Source organism: Pantoea osteomyelitidis (assembly GCF_044342975.1).
Classification (GTDB): Bacteria; Pseudomonadota; Gammaproteobacteria; order Enterobacterales; family Enterobacteriaceae; genus Pantoea; species Pantoea osteomyelitidis.
The window spans coordinates 144,111-159,447 of the sequence record NZ_JBGFSN010000003.1; the positions used below are offsets into that span (position 1 = coordinate 144,111).

The 15,337-nt window shown below is 54.6% G+C and carries 12 protein-coding genes; 2 read left to right on the forward strand and 10 right to left on the reverse strand.

Going from position 1 to position 15,337, the window contains the following annotated elements; translation table 11 throughout:
• Positions 1–4,467, reverse strand: coding sequence for a glutamate synthase large subunit (gene gltB, locus ABU178_RS02940; protein WP_397212507.1), 4,467 nt, complete (start codon positions 4,465–4,467; stop codon positions 1–3).
• Between the two features lie 855 nt (positions 4,468–5,322).
• Here gltB and arcB point away from each other — a divergent pair.
• Positions 5,323–7,677 carry an aerobic respiration two-component sensor histidine kinase ArcB gene (gene arcB / locus ABU178_RS02945; RefSeq protein WP_397211832.1) on the forward strand — a complete coding sequence of 785 codons (2,355 nt, stop codon included), beginning with the start codon at positions 5,323–5,325 and terminating at the stop codon, positions 7,675–7,677.
• Positions 7,678–8,551: 874 nt separating this feature from the next.
• Positions 8,552–9,274, forward strand: a complete 723-nt coding sequence (mtgA, locus tag ABU178_RS02950; protein WP_397211834.1) for a monofunctional biosynthetic peptidoglycan transglycosylase — start codon at positions 8,552–8,554, stop codon at positions 9,272–9,274.
• A gap of 40 nt (positions 9,275–9,314) precedes the next feature.
• Here the strand turns inward: mtgA and npr are convergent, their stop codons facing one another.
• The 9 genes from npr to kdsC all read right to left on the reverse strand — a co-directional run bounded on the left by npr (position 9,315) and on the right by kdsC (position 15,335).
• Complete coding sequence (gene npr, locus ABU178_RS02955; protein ID WP_397211836.1) at positions 9,315–9,587, reverse strand: PTS phosphocarrier protein NPr; 273 nt, start codon at positions 9,585–9,587, stop codon at positions 9,315–9,317.
• A complete protein-coding gene (gene rapZ / locus ABU178_RS02960; RefSeq protein WP_397211838.1) occupies positions 9,584–10,438 on the reverse strand; it encodes an RNase adapter RapZ in 855 nt (284 codons plus the stop codon). Before rapZ ends, npr begins: the two co-directional genes overlap by 4 nt.
• 54 nt (positions 10,439–10,492) lie before the next feature.
• The gene (gene ptsN, locus ABU178_RS02965; protein ID WP_397212509.1) at positions 10,493–10,975 is read right to left on the reverse strand and encodes a PTS IIA-like nitrogen regulatory protein PtsN; all 483 of its coding nucleotides are present in this window, start codon (positions 10,973–10,975) and stop codon (positions 10,493–10,495) included.
• 176 nt (positions 10,976–11,151) lie between these two features.
• Entirely contained in the window at positions 11,152–11,439 is a 288-nt protein-coding gene (hpf, locus tag ABU178_RS02970; protein WP_397211840.1) for a ribosome hibernation promoting factor, read from the reverse strand.
• Between the two features lie 21 nt (positions 11,440–11,460).
• On the reverse strand, positions 11,461–12,894 hold the full coding sequence (gene rpoN, locus ABU178_RS02975) for an RNA polymerase factor sigma-54 (protein WP_397211842.1): 1,434 nt from the start codon (positions 12,892–12,894) through the stop codon (positions 11,461–11,463).
• A gap of 48 nt (positions 12,895–12,942) precedes the next feature.
• Entirely contained in the window at positions 12,943–13,668 is a 726-nt protein-coding gene (gene lptB / locus ABU178_RS02980) for an LPS export ABC transporter ATP-binding protein (RefSeq protein WP_397211844.1), read from the reverse strand.
• Between the two features lie 5 nt (positions 13,669–13,673).
• Positions 13,674–14,228 carry a lipopolysaccharide ABC transporter substrate-binding protein LptA gene (lptA, locus tag ABU178_RS02985; RefSeq protein ID WP_397211846.1) on the reverse strand — a complete coding sequence of 185 codons (555 nt, stop codon included), beginning with the start codon at positions 14,226–14,228 and terminating at the stop codon, positions 13,674–13,676.
• Positions 14,197–14,775 carry an LPS export ABC transporter periplasmic protein LptC gene (gene lptC / locus ABU178_RS02990; protein WP_397211848.1) on the reverse strand — a complete coding sequence of 193 codons (579 nt, stop codon included), beginning with the start codon at positions 14,773–14,775 and terminating at the stop codon, positions 14,197–14,199. Before lptC ends, lptA begins: the two co-directional genes overlap by 32 nt.
• Entirely contained in the window at positions 14,772–15,335 is a 564-nt protein-coding gene (gene kdsC / locus ABU178_RS02995; RefSeq protein ID WP_397211850.1) for a 3-deoxy-manno-octulosonate-8-phosphatase KdsC, read from the reverse strand. Before kdsC ends, lptC begins: the two co-directional genes overlap by 4 nt.
• Between the last annotated feature and the right edge of the window lie 2 nt (positions 15,336–15,337).

The window sequence follows — 15,337 nt, forward strand, 5'->3', positions numbered from 1 at the left end:
TTACTGCGCCTGCACCCGCAGCTCGGCTGCGGAACGACTACGGTGACCCAACAATGCTTTAACATCGCTAGACTTCGGTTTAACCAGCGCGAATTTCGCCGACCACGCTGGCCAGTTTGCCAGAATCTCTTCACCACGCGATGAGCGGGTATGCTGAACGTGTTCGGTGATCAATCCACGCAGATGCTCTTCATGGATCGCCAGTTCATCGACATTCAACACTTCTACCAGCTCCGGGTTAACGCGCTTACGGAATTCGCCGTCTTCATCAAGTACATAGGCGAAACCGCCGGTCATGCCTGCGCCAAAGTTGACGCCGGTACGGCCGAGTACGCAGACGATACCGCCCGTCATATATTCGCAGCCGTTATCACCAATGCCTTCCACCACGGTAATCGCGCCGGAGTTACGCACGGCGAAACGCTCGCCTGCGCGGCCTGCGGCGAACAGCTTGCCGCCGGTTGCGCCATACAGACAGGTGTTGCCGGCAATCGTCGCTTCATGGCTGCGGAAGGCTGAGCCAACCGGTGGACGAATCGCCAGCATACCGCCCGCCATGCCTTTGCCCACGTAGTCGTTGGCGTCGCCGGTCAGCGTCAGCTCCACGCCGCCCGCATTCCAGACGCCGAAGCTCTGGCCTGCGGTGCCGGTGAAGAAGGCGCGAATCGGATCGGCAGCCATACCCTGATCGCCATGAATGGCGGCGATAGCGCCGGAGAGCGTCGCGCCGACCGAGCGATCCGTGTTGCGGATATCGAAGTAAAAGGTTTTGCTTTGCTTCGCGTCCACATAGGGCATCGCCTGATCGTACAGCGCTTTGTTCAGCACACCTTTATCAAACGGCGGGTTGTCTTCGGTGCAGTGCACCGCTTTGCCCGGCATCGGACTGGCGGTTTTCAGCAGCGACGACAGATCCAGGTTTTGCTGTTTAGCAGTAAAACCGTCGAGCTCTTTCAGCAGCTCGGTGCGGCCAATCAGGTCGGTCAGGCGCTTCACACCCAGTTCCGCCATGATTTCACGCGTCTCGCGCGCGATGAATTCAAAGTAGTTGGTCACTTTGAACGGCAGGCCGTGATAGTGGTTCTGACGCAGCTTGTCATCCTGGGTCGCCACGCCGGTCGCACAGTTGTTCAGGTGGCAAATACGCAGGTATTTACAACCCAGCGCCACCATCGGACCGGTGCCGAAGCCGAAGCTTTCCGCACCCAGAATCGCCGCCTTGATGATGTCGCGACCGGTTTTCAGGCCGCCATCCACCTGCAAACGGATCTTATGACGCAGGCCGTTAGCCACCAGCGCCTGTTGGGTTTCCACCAGGCCTAGCTCCCACGGACAGCCGGCGTATTTCACCGAGCTGAGCGGGCTGGCGCCGGTGCCGCCATCGTAGCCGGCAATGGTAATCAGGTCGGCATAAGCTTTGGCTACGCCGGTGGCGATAGTGCCGACGCCTGGCTCGGAAACCAGCTTCACCGAAATCATCGCTTTCGGGTTAACCTGCTTCAAATCGAAAATCAGCTGCGCCAGATCTTCAATCGAGTAGATATCATGATGCGGCGGCGGTGAAATCAGCGTCACGCCAGGCACCGAATAGCGCAGTCTGGCGATATAAGGCGTCACTTTGTCGCCCGGCAGCTGGCCGCCTTCGCCCGGCTTGGCACCCTGGGCCACCTTGATCTGAATCACGTCGGCGTTCACCAGGTAGGCAGGCGTAACGCCGAAGCGCCCGGATGCCACCTGCTTGATGCGCGACACTTTATTGGTGCCGTAACGCGCCGGATCTTCGCCGCCTTCGCCGGAGTTGGAGTAGCCACCGAGGCTGTTCATCGCCTCCGCCAGCGACTCGTGCGCTTCCGGACTCAGCGCGCCGATAGACATTGCCGCGGTATCGAAGCGTTTGAACAGCTCGCTGGCAGGCTCAACGTCGTCAATATTGATCGACTGGCTGCCTGACTGGAGTTCCAGCAGATCGCGCAGCGTCGCCACCGGACGTTCATTGACCAGCTTCGCATAGGCCTGATAATCGCTGTATTCGCCGCTCTCTACCGCACGTTGCAGAGTGCCCACCACGTCCGGGTTGTAAGCGTGATACTCACCGCCGTAGACATACTTCAGCAGGCCGCCATGATCCAGCGGTTTACGCTGTAGCCAGGCGCGCTTCGCGAGGTTCACCAAATCCTGCTGGAACTCGGCGAAGTTAGCGCCGCTGATGCGACTTACCACGCCACGGAAGCAGAGGCTGGAGATATCCGCATGCAGTCCCACGGCTTCAAACAGTTTTGAGCAGCGGTACGAAGCGATGGTCGAGATGCCCATTTTGGACATGATCTTATACAGACCTTTGTTGATGCCGTTACGGTAGTTCAGCATCAGGGCGCGGTAATCTTTATCGATCACCTTGCCGTCGGCCATTTTCGCCAGCGATTCGTACGCCAGGTAGGGGTAAACGGCGGTGGCGCCAAAGCCCAGCAGCACGGCAAAGTGATGCGGATCGCGCGCGCTGGCGGTCTCCACAATGATGTTGGCGTCGCAGCGCAGGTTTTTCTCAACCAGACGCGTTTGCACCGCACCCACGATCATTGGCGCAGGCACCGGCAGTCGCAGCTCGCTGATGGCACGGTCGGAGAGCACCAGCAGTACCGTGCCGTTGCGCACCATTCTTTCCGCTTCATCACACAGCGCGTGGATGGTCTGCTCCAGCGTCTGTTGAGCGGGATCGAAAGTACAGTCCAGCGTATCGGCGCGGTAGTACTCGCCTTCCAGCGTGGTCAGCTGTTTAAAGTCGGACCAGAGCAGAATCGGCGATTTAAAGCTGACGCGATGCGCCTGGCCTTCCGCTTCGCAGAAAACATTCATTTCGCGGCCGATGCTGGTAGCCAGCGACATCACATGGTTTTCACGCAGCGGATCGATCGGCGGGTTGGTTACCTGCGCGAACTGCTGACGGAAATAGTCATAGATGATGCGCGGACGACTGGAGAGCACGGCGAAGGGGGTATCGTCGCCCATGGAGCCAACCGCTTCCTGACCGTTTTCGCCCAGTACGCGGATAATGCCGTCCAGCTCTTCGCTGCTGTAAGCGAACTGCTTCTGATAGGTCGCCAGCAGCGCATCGTCCAGCTCACGGCTGCCCACCTGCTCGTCCGGCAGATCTTCGAACGGCACCAGACGCTTGACGTTTTTCTCCATCCACTCTTTATAGGGATGACGACTTTTGAGATCGTTGTCAGTTTCCGCCGAGTGCAGAATGCGGCCGATACGGGTGTCGATCACCATCAGCTCGCCCGGACCAACACGTCCTTTTTCCACCACTTCGTCAGGCTGGTAATCCCAGATGCCGACTTCAGAGGCGCAGGTGATCAGTTTGTCTTTGGTGATGACGTAGCGCGCCGGGCGCAGACCGTTACGGTCAAGGTTACAAGCAGCGTAGCGGCCATCGGACATCACGATGCCTGCCGGGCCGTCCCACGGCTCCATGTGCATGGAGTTAAAGTCGAAGAAAGCGCGCAGCTCCGGATCCATATCCGGATTGTTTTGCCATGCCGGCGGCACCAGCAGGCGCATGGCGCGAATCAGATCCATGCCGCCGTTCAGGAACAGCTCCAGCATGTTATCCATCGAGCTGGAGTCTGAACCGGTTTCGTTAACAAACGGACCGGCGGTTTGCAGGTCGGGGATCAGCGGCGTATTGAATTTATAAGCACGGGCGCGTGCCCACTGACGGTTACCGGCAATGGTGTTGATTTCGCCGTTGTGCGCCATATAGCGGAACGGCTGCGCCAGCGGCCAGCGCGGCACGGTGTTGGTGGAGAAGCGCTGGTGGAACAGGCAAATGGCCGATTCCAGACGCAGATCCGCCAGGTCAAGGTAGAAGCGCGGCAGGTCAGCCGGCATACAGAGACCTTTATAGATATTGACCTGGTTTGAGAAACTACAGATGTAAAAGCCTTTGTCCTCTGTGAGTTCCATACGCTTTTCGATACGGCGGCGCGCCATATAAAGGCGACGCTCCATATCACGCGGACGCCAGCCGGCAGGGGCGTTGATAAACAGCTGCTGGATACGCGGCATCGACGACAGGGCGATCTCGCCCAGTACGTCCTGGTTCACGGGCACATCGCGCCAGCCCACCACAGAGAGGGTTTCACGCACCACTTCTTCTTCGACCACGCGGCGGCTCGCCTGGGCTTCTTCCTCATCGTTGCTGAGGAAAATCATGCCAACGGCGTAATTTTTGGCTAAACGCCAGCCTTTCTCTTCCGCCACGACGCGGAAAAAGCGGTCAGGTTTTTGTAATAACAGCCCACAGCCGTCGCCGGTCTTGCCGTCAGCAAGGATCGCGCCACGGTGTTGCATTCTGGCCAGTGCGTGAATAGCGGTACGCACCACTTTATGGCTAGGTTCGCCTTCGATATGGGCGATCAGGCCGAAACCACAGTTATCCTTTTCAAGGGATTTATCGTACAACATATCAGTGAACCTCCCCAGGCTCTGTGGATTCCCGCAATCGTCGGCGGTCAGGCGTAGAAAGGGCATAGCGACGGGTTCGCGCATCATGCGCTGCACTCCATTGTCGCCCCTTTCTGTTTGGCCGTTGGCGTCGGTGTCACAAGCGTCTTGGACTTGTTACAGGGGGAATCTCTGTTACTGCATAAATATGACGGATGGATCACCCGTCCGGAAAGCTTCCAGCGGAATTCCAACTTATCGGGAAAGCGTACTCAGGTCAAATAGCGTACCTGGTCGTGCTTTTTTAGCGCTTAAACGACCTATCTTACTGTTTTTAAAGCATTAACCACATAAAAATATGTCAATCAGCCATGCGCTGATAGCGGCGGAAATGTGAACTGACTCACTGTAGTGCAGCGGCCATATCTCTGCACCATGCTGGTGCCGCCGCTTTTCACAGCATTATCTGCTACCTGCTTGCTGCAGGACGCAGGATGTATCTGTTTTTCTTATGTCGGTATATTTGAATGAAACAGGGCTTCTTCATTAGAAAAATTAATCGTGCCCAATATGCTTAAATCAGCGCTAAAGATGAATAAATATGCGAAAAGAAAAAAGAGGTCCCGGCCCGGAACAGAGCCACCGTTGTGATAATTATTCGGTGAGAAGCAAGCGCCTGTGCTCAGGCGGCCTTCAAGGTTAGTCAGTTATCAGAATTAGTCAAGCGATTTAGGCATAATGGGGCGAACGTCGGCGAAAATTTGATGCGATGCACCATAAGAGAGCGAAAAATCCCGGATTTAGTGGGTCTGACGGCAATTCGCTGCCAGGCGTTTTACGCTATGATGGTGCCGTTTCTCAGCCAGGGAGTACTTTATGAAACAAATTCGTCTGTTAGCGCAGTACTACGTTGATCTTATGGTCAAGCTGGGACTGGTACGCTTTTCGCTGCTGCTCGCCTCGGCGCTGGTGGTTCTGGCCATAATTGTCCAGATGGCTATTACCATGGTGCTGCGCGGGCATGTAGAAAGTATTGATGTGGTGCGCTCGATTTTCTTTGGTCTGCTGATTACTCCCTGGGCGGTTTATTTTCTTTCGGTTGTGGTTGATCAGCTGGAGGAGTCGCGTCAACGTCTGGCGCGGCTGGTGGATAAGCTTGAGGAGATGCGCACGCGCGACCTGGAGCTGAATCAGCAGATGCAGGAAACCATCAGCCAGCTGAATCAGGAGATCGCCGATCGTATCAGAGCGGAAGAGGCGCGCGAGCAGGTGATGGACAAGCTGCGTGAAGAGATGGCGCGGCGCGAACAGGCGCAGATCGAACTTGAACAACAATCCTCATTTTTGCGCTCTTTCCTTGATGCTTCGCCGGATCTGGTCTTTTATCGCAACATCGATAAACAGTTCTCCGGCTGTAACCGCGCCATGGAGTTGCTGACCGGCAAAAGCGAAAAGCAGCTGATTGGCCTGACGCCGCGTGACATCTATGACGACGAGGCGGCAAGCAAGGTACTGGAAACCGATGAGAAAGTGTTTCGTCACAACGTGGCGCTCACCTATGAGCAGTGGCTGCAATATCCCGACGGCCGCAAAGCCTGCTTTGAAATCCGCAAGGTGCCTTATTACGACCGCGTGGGCAAACGCAGCGGACTGATGGGCTTTGGACGCGATATAACCGAGCGTAAGCGCTATCAGGACGCGCTGGAGAACGCCAGCAGGGAAAAGACTACCTTTATCTCTACCATCAGCCACGAGCTGCGTACGCCGCTTAACGGCATTGTCGGACTCAGCCGCATTCTGCTGGATACCGATCTGAATCAGGAGCAGCTTAAATTCCTGAAAACTATTCATGTCTCCGCCATCACCCTCGGCAACATTTTCAATGACGTGATTGAAATGGACAAAATTGAACGGCGCAAAGTGCAGCTCGATAATCAGCCGCTCGATTTCACTGGTTTCCTTGCCGACCTGGAAAATCTCTCCGGCCTGCTGGCGCAGCCTAAAGGACTGAAATTCGTTATGGCTCCGACGTTGCCGTTGCCGCATAAAATCTGCACCGACGGCACGCGCCTGCGTCAGATTCTCTGGAATCTGATTGGCAACGCGGTGAAGTTTACCCAACACGGGGAAATCGTGGTGCGCGTAGAGTATGCACAGGATGAAACGCTGCGCTTCGAGGTGGAAGATTCCGGCATGGGTATTCCCCAGGATGAGCAGGACAAAATTTTCGCCATGTATTATCAGGTGAAAGATCAGTATGGCGGTAAACCCGCGACCGGCACCGGCATCGGTCTGGCGGTATCGCGTCGGCTGGCGCAGGCGATGGGCGGTGATATCAGCGTACACAGCGCGCCAGGCCAGGGTTCCTGCTTTACCGTGTTGATCAAGGCGCCGCGCGTGGCGGAAGAGGCTGACGATGAAGATCAGGAAGATGCGATGCCGCTGCCGGCGCTACATATTCTGCTGGTAGAGGATATCGAGCTGAACGTGATTGTGGCGCGCTCGGTGCTGGAGAAGCTGGGTTGCAGCGTCGAGGTGGCGATGACGGGCGGCGATGCGCTGGCGATGTTCGATCCGCAGGAATTCGATCTGGTGCTGCTTGATATTCAGCTACCAGATATGACCGGTCTCGACGTATCACGCGAAATCCACCGCCGCTATCAGGGCGTCACGCTGCCGCCGCTGGTGGCGCTGACCGCCAATGTGCTGAAAGATAAAAAAGAGTATCTGGAGGCGGGCATGGACGATGTGCTGAGCAAGCCGCTGGCCGTTCCGGCGCTGACTACCGTGATCAAAAAGTACTGGGATTATCAGACGCAGCCGGAAGAGAACGATGCGCCGTTGCTTAGCGACAAAACGCTCTCATTACTCGATGTGCCGATGCTGGAACAATACCTCGACCTTGTCGGACCGGGACTGATTCATCAGAGCCTGGCGATGTTTGAGCAGATGATGCCAGGCTATCTTGAGGTGCTGGATTCCAACATGATGGCGCGCGATCAGAAAGGGATCGCCGAAGAGGGGCACAAAATCAAAGGCGCGGCGGGATCGGTAGGCTTGCAGCACCTTCAGCAGCTGGCGAAACAGATTCAGAGCCCGGAACTGCCGGCCTGGTGGGACAACGTCCAGGAGTGGATTGACGAGCTCAAACAGGAATGGCGTCATGATGTAGAGGTGTTACGCGACTGGGTAAGCGAAGCTGAGAAATTGCAGGGCGCTGAAAAAAAATGACCCCAGTCGAAACCGGGGTGCGCGAATACTGCGCCAACACCAGGGAAAAAGGTCACTGCTGCTATTCTTAGGAGAATGTCTTGAGCAACAGCGTGGTATTGGTTAACGCTTTCATAACACCTTAGCAAATATGCCACGCGTTGCGACAAGATTCATTAAAATGTGTGATGTTGAACAGCGTTTAAATACAGAAAACATTAATTTGATGACACAGTCAAGCAAGGAATCATTTTCTTCGCTGTATTGATGGAATTTTAACCAAATCTACCTGTTTTTTTATTATTTTGTGTAATCGGATAACTTTTAACAATCATGCTGAAAGACAAAAAACAGGCCGGACGAAAATTTTCAGCGCTTTCTAATCTAACCTTTTGAAAAAACAATAACAAAAAGGAGTTAAGATCGGGGCGTCCAAAACGTTTCGGAAAGGCGGAATAAAAATTCCCGTCAGCAGGTTTTAGCAACCAATGCGCATTGTCTGGCTTTTGAAATTTTCATTACTACAACAGAAACTGCTGTAATTTTCGGTGCGAAAAACTCGCTCATTTCCAGGTTAACAGGCCTTATTCTTACACCAAATCAAAAACCGGTCGGGTTGATTGTTAAGTTTGATAAATGTTTTACTGTGCTCTTTATCACGAAATATTAAGTATCCAGGCAGGGGTGTTTCGAGGTGATAAAGCAAATGGAACCGATTCCTTAAAGCGGAAGTGCTTGATGTCTCAGGCACTATTCACGGTCCGGAACACAGGTGCATATTTGCAGGGTTGGGACATGATGAAATAATGGCCGTTATTTTCAAGAAATTTGACGAAAATATCGGTCTATGACGTCAGTAATTGATTAATGCATGAAACAGATAAGAGAAGATTGCATGAGTAAGCGTAAAGGGAGTGGTTTGCAACGAATCAAAGCTATTATCGCGCGCCTGTTCCTTGTATTGATTGGTCTTTGGGTAGCAGGGATTTTACTGTTCGCGTTTTTGCCCGTTCCCTTTTCTGCCGTAATGGCCGAGCGGCAGCTGGGCGCCTGGTTCAGCGGTCGGTTTGGTTATGTAGCGCATTCCGATTGGGTCGGTATGGATGAGATTTCCCCCTGGATGGCGCTGGCGGTGGTCGCTTCCGAGGACCAAAAATTTCCGCAGCATTGGGGTTTTGACGTCGCCGCCATCGAATCGGTTTTAGATAAAAGCGAAGGCGAACGGATGCGCGGCGCTTCGACGCTGTCGCAGCAAACGGCGAAAAATGTCTTTCTCTGGGATGGCCGCAGCTGGCTGCGTAAAGGTCTGGAGGCTGGCCTGACGGTGGGTATCGAAACGGTCTGGACTAAACGACGCATTTTGACGGTTTATCTTAACGTGGCGGAGTTTGGCGATGGCGTTTTTGGCGTCGAGGCGGCCTCACAGCGTTTCTTCCACAAGCCCGCCAGCAAGCTCACCATCGCCGATGCCGCGCTGCTGGCAGCCGTATTGCCTAATCCTTTGCGTTTTCGCGCCGATGCGCCCTCTGGCTACATTCGCCAGCGTCAGCAGTGGATTATGCGCCAGATGCGTCAGCTGGGCGGAGAAGGGTACTTACAGCGCAACAAGCTCTATTAAATATGCAACAGGCCAGGGGAAGGACGGAGACGCCGACCGCTTAGTCTTCATCAAACCCGGCGTCGAACAGCTCAATAACTGCCGCCAGCGCTTCCGTTTCTTCCGGGCCGCTGGCCTCAATCTCTATGTGACCGCCTTTTGCGGAGTCGAGCATCAGCAGCGCAATCACGCTGCTCGCCTCGGCTTGCGTGCCAGCCTCGTTGCGCAACAGCACTTCAGCGTCAAAACTTTGCACCAGTTCAAACAGCTTCATTGCCGGGCGCGCATGCATGCCCAGCCTGTTCTTGATTTCAACGGTTTGCCTGACAGTCATGATTTGCGTTTTTCCAGCGTCCGGTGACGGGACTGTACGTTTTTGCCGCGTGAGCGGAAGTAATCAGCTAGCTGCTCTGCGATATACACCGAGCGATGTTTGCCGCCGGTACAGCCAATCGCAACGGTAAGATAACTGCGGTTATTGGTTTCCAGCATCGGCAGCCAGAGTTCCAGATAGCTGCGCGTCTGGTAAATGAAATTATGCACTTCCGTGTGGCGATCGAGAAAGGCGGCGACCGGGCGATCGAGACCGGTCATCGGACGCAGCTTGGGATCCCAGTGCGGGTTGGGCAGAAAACGCACGTCAAACACATAATCCGCGTCGATCGGGATGCCATGTTTGAAGCCAAAGGATTCAAACACCATGGTCAGCTCGCGCTCCCGTTTGCCCAGCAGGCGGGTGCGCAGCATCTCCGCCAGTTCATGCACCGACATCTCTGAGGTATCGATAATCAGATCGGCTCGTGAACGCAGCGGCTCCAGCAGCGTATTTTCTTCATCAATGGCGCTCTCCAGCGAGAGGTTTTTACTGGAGAGCGGATGTAAACGGCGCGTATCGCTGTAGCGACGAATCAGCGTATTCCGATCGGCATCAAGGAACAGCAGCTGCGGAGAAAACGCCTCCGGCAGGTTATTCAAAGCGGTTTCGAAAATCTCCGGCGATTCCGGCATGTTGCGCACATCAATGCTTACTGCCGCTGAGATATTGCGTTCCACCAGGGAGTTAGCCAATTCCGGCAGCAGCACCACGGGCAGATTATCGACGCAATAAAATCCCATATCCTCCAGCGCGCGCAGCGCGACTGATTTACCTGAGCCTGAACGACCGCTAACGATCATCAGCACCATGACCTCTTCTCCCGTTTTAAACCGGCGGCTGGCGCCGGTAAAAGTGCACTGCGCTTAAGGATGTTCTTCCTGAGCTTCGGTGATAATTTCGTAAAGCTCCCCATCGCTTTGGGCGGCGCGCAGGCGGCGACAAACTGTTTTATCCGCCAGACGTTTCGCCACCAGCGACAGCGTATGCAGGTGGGTTTTGCACTGGTCTGCGGGAACCAGCAGGGCAAAAAGCAGATCGACAGGCTGATTGTCCACCGCATCGAAGGCGATAGGCTGATCGAGACTGATAAAGACGCCCACCGCACGCAGCGTATCTTCTTCCAGCTTGCCATGCGGTATGGCGATGCCGTTGCCGATACCGGTGCTCCCCATGCGCTCACGGGTCAGGACCGCGTCAAAGATTGTCTGATGAGGCAGGTTGAGCTGTTTTGCTGCCAGTTCGCTGATAATCTCCAGCGCGCGTTTTTTACTCTGGCAGTGCACGCTGCTGCGCGTACAGTCCGGCGTAAGTACTGTGCTCAGTTCCAGTGTCAGATCGTTGTTCATCATCGTTTCACTTGCATGTTCACCAGGCCGCGAGGAACTTCCACTTTACGCGCCTTACGGCAGGAAAAGCAAAGGCCTGTTGGCGCTTGCACAAATGACAAAACGGGGCGGTTAACGCGCCCCATTCAGTCAGCCAGGCGCAGCGGCAATGGCTGGCCTCTGTGCAAGCGTGAAGGTTAGTGTTGTTTCAGTTTGTCTTTATGTCTGGTCAACTGACGGGAGAGCTTATCGATCAGCCCGTCGATGGCCGCATACATATCTACCGCTTCTGATGTGGCGTGCAGCTCGCCGCCGTTGACATGTAGCGTGGCTTCCGCTACCTGTGTGACTCTCTCCACCTTCAGAACAATATAGACCTGATTTATTCGATCGAAATAGTGTTCCAGTTTGGCGAATTTATTGTTCACAAAATCACGCAGTGGATCGGTGATTTCAACGTGTTGCCCAGTGATATTCAGCTGCATAGGTCTTCCTTCTCAGTTCTGTCAAACCAGCTGTTTGCGCTGGTTCGATGGCGGGATAGATAAAGACTCGCGATATTTAGCGACGGTACGGCGCGCCACCATAATTCCCTGTTCAGATAACATGGAGGTGAGCTTACTGTCACTCAAGGGTTTAGCGGGATTCTCCGCTGAGATTAATTTTTTCACCAGCGCGCGAATCGCCGTGGAAGAGGCTTCGCCGCCGCTTTCAGTATTCACATGGCTGGAGAAAAAATATTTCAATTCAAAAATGCCGCGCGGGCTATGTAAGTACTTCTGCGTGGTGACGCGAGAAATGGTCGATTCATGCATATCCACCGCCTGGGCGATGTCAGCCAGCACCATCGGACGCATAAACTCTTCGCCCTGTTCAAAAAAGGCCTGTTGCTGTTCCACGATGCAACGCGTCACTTTCAACAGCGTATCGTTGCGGCTTTCCAGGCTCTTTATCAGCCATTTGGCTTCCTGCAGATTGCTGCGAATAAACTGGTTATCGCTGTCGTTACGCGTGGTGCCGCCCATTGCGGCATAGTGCTGATTGATGCGCAGACGCGGCACGCTGTCGGCGTTAAGCTCCACGGTCCAGCGCGTGCCGACTTTGCGTACCAGCACGTCGGGGATCACATATTCCGGTTCGCCGGTGTTAACCGACTGGCCCGGACGGGGATCCAGCGACTGAATCAGCAGCATCGCATTTTTCAACACCTCTTCTTTCAGACGCGTGACGCGCATCAGGCTGCGAAAATCGTGATTGGCCAGCAGATCCAGATGCTCGCTGACGATCAGCCGCGCTTCCGCCAGCATCAGAGTGTCAGGCGGATACTGCGACAGCTGCACCAGCAGGCAATCGCGCAGATCGCGCGCGCCGACGCCGACCGGATCGAAGCGCTGAATGCGTTTTAGCACCGCTTCCACTTCATCCAGCGCCAGATCCTCGCTGCCGATACTGTCGCGAATCTCCTCCAACGACACCGTCAGATAGCCGGTATCGTCAATGGCATCGACAATGGAAGTAGCGATAGCGCGATCGGTATCGGTAAAAGGCGTTAGCTCCACTTGCCACATCAGGTAATCCTGTAGCGACTGGGTGGTCTCGCCCTGATAAACCGGCAGTTCGTCATCCTGATAATCGGTGCCGGTGCCGGAGGGGGTGCCCGCCGTGTAAATTTCATCCCAAGTCGCATCCAAAGGCAGCTCTTCCGGCATATCCTTCTGCTCCAGCGCTTCCCGGGTATCCAGCGCTTCGCTTTCCTGATATTCGCGCGCGTCCACTTCTTCATGAAGCTCCGCTTGTTCAAGCAGCGGGTTGCTTTCCAGCGCCAGTTGAAGCTCCTGCTGGAGTTCAAGCGTGGAAAGTTGCAACAAGCGAATCGCCTGCTGCAACTGTGGGGTCATCGCCAGCTGTTGGCTGAGCCTGAGTTGCAAACCTTGCTTCATAATCAGGATTGAATTTCCTAAGCAAACTTCGTAGTTAACGACACCTTATCAGAGTCTGAACTCTTCACCCAAATAAACGCGCTTAACTTGCTCATTAGCAAGGATCTCGCCCGGCGTACCGTGGGCGATCAGATGGCCCTGACTGACGATATAGGCGCGTTCGCACACGGCCAGCGTTTCACGGACGTTATGGTCGGTAATCAGTACGCCAAGCCCGCTGTCGCGCAGGTGTTCGATAATTTTTTTGATATCAATGACGGAAATGGGGTCAACCCCGGCGAAGGGTTCATCCAGCAGGATGAATTTCGGATTGGCGGCCAGTGCGCGCGCGATCTCCACACGGCGGCGTTCCCCGCCGGAGAGCGCCTGGCCCATGCTGTCGCGCAGATGCTGAATGTGAAACTCTTCCATCAGCTCATTAGCGCGATCCTGACGCTGCTCTTCGGTGAGGTCGTCACGCACCTGCAGTACTGCCATCAGGTTGTCGTATACGCTCAGGCGGCGGAAAATAGAGGCTTCCTGCGGCAGATAGCCGATGCCGCGGCGGGCGCGGGCATGCAGCGGCAGAATGCTGATATCTTCATTATCAATCACGATGCGGCCCGCGTCGCGCGGCACAATACCGACCACCATATAAAACGTGGTGGTTTTACCCGCACCGTTGGGGCCCAGCAGACCGACAATTTCGCCGGATTTCACCTGCAAGCTGACATCTTCTACCACGCGACGGCCTTTATACGCCTTCGCCAGGTTTTCTGCGATTAAAGTGGCCATAGCAATCAGTTACTCTTCTTTTGGCTGTTGGACGAGCCATTTTTATCCTGCAGTTGCGACGGCACCAGCACAGTAGTGACGCGCTTGCTTTGACCCTGACTGTAAGCCTGCATTTTCTGCTCTTTCACCAGGTAGGTGATGCGGTCGCCTTTGATGTTGCTGTCCAGCTGCTCAATGTAGGCGTTGCCGGTCAGCTCAATGAAATCTTTCGCCATTTCATAACGTAATTTAGCAGCATTCCCCTGCACGGGTTTGCCGCTATCCTGCAATTGATAAAAAGTGGCGGGATTACCATAAGCATCAATGATGATTTTACTGTTGTCGCCGCCCGGACGCGTAATGACCATCTTGTCAGCGGTGATCTTAATGGATCCCTGCGTGACAATGACGTTTCCCGTCAGCGTCGTGACATTTGACTGAAGATCAAGTGCCTGATTTTCCGAGTTAATGTTGACAGGTTTATCCGTGTCGCCCGTCAACGCCCAGGCGGCTGAGCTGGCCATCAATGCAGCGCAAAGCAAGCTAAGCTTAAGGCTGTTTTTGTTCATTTTGGATTTCATAGTAGGTTTTGACCTTTTCGATTAACTCGGCATTCTTGGTTCGTAAATTGCCGCGCATTTTCATGCCTGTGGAGTTAAAGTTGCGGCCATAAAGCGTGACCTGATCGTCTGAGGTAACATCCTGCGTGACAAGGTTAACCTGCGCGTTGTCCGTTTTTATGCGTTCAAGCTGCGAATCCTGCGTCAGCGTATTTACCTCAACATGCCCGTAAAGATAAAGCATACGATCGTTCGTCAGCTTCGCTTTGTCGGCGCGTACGGACCAGGTTGGCACCTTGTTTTCGTCGTAAGTGGTCATGACCGGGTTATCAAACCAGCTCACCGCATCCGCAGAGAAATAGGTGGCTTTCGCCGAAACCAGCTTGTAAGCCAGAGCGCCTGTCGGGTTATAAACCACCGTATTGGAATTTGCGCTGGTATAGGTTGGTTCCTGCGTGTTGCTGGCCACAGGCGCTTGCGTCTCATCCTGGCCGGTCAGGTTCCAGCCGATCAATACCAGGGCAATCAATGCCAGAATCAGCGTTATCCAACGCCTGCTTTTACTCATACCGATTGCCCTTTGGCATCCTCGAATTTGTTCTGAGCCAGTAAAATCAGATCGCAAATTTCACGAACCGCGCCACGACCGCCCGCAATACGGGTGACATAATGCGCGCGCGGCAGCAATACCGGATGGGCGTCTGCGACGGCGACGCTCAGGCCAACCTGCGCCATCACCGGCCAGTCGATCAAATCGTCGCCGATGTAAGCCACTTCATCCACAGTTAACGACAGTTTATCCAGAAGTTCCCGGAAGGCCAAAAGCTTATCCGACTGTCCCTGGTAAAGATGCGTAATGCCCAGCGTCCTGCAACGATCTTCCATCAGCCTGGCGTTTCGACCGGTTATAATAGCCACTTCGATCCCCGAGGTCAGCAGGCAACGAATGCCGTAGCCGTCGCGCACGTTGAAGGCTTTGAGTTCTTCGCCGCTGTTACCCATGTAAATCACGCCGTCGGACATCACGCCGTCAACGTCGCAAATCAGCAGGCGAATCTGGCTGGCTCGCGCCATTACCTCTGCGCTGACAGGACCATAGCAGGTCTCAACGGTTAATGTTTCACTCATAC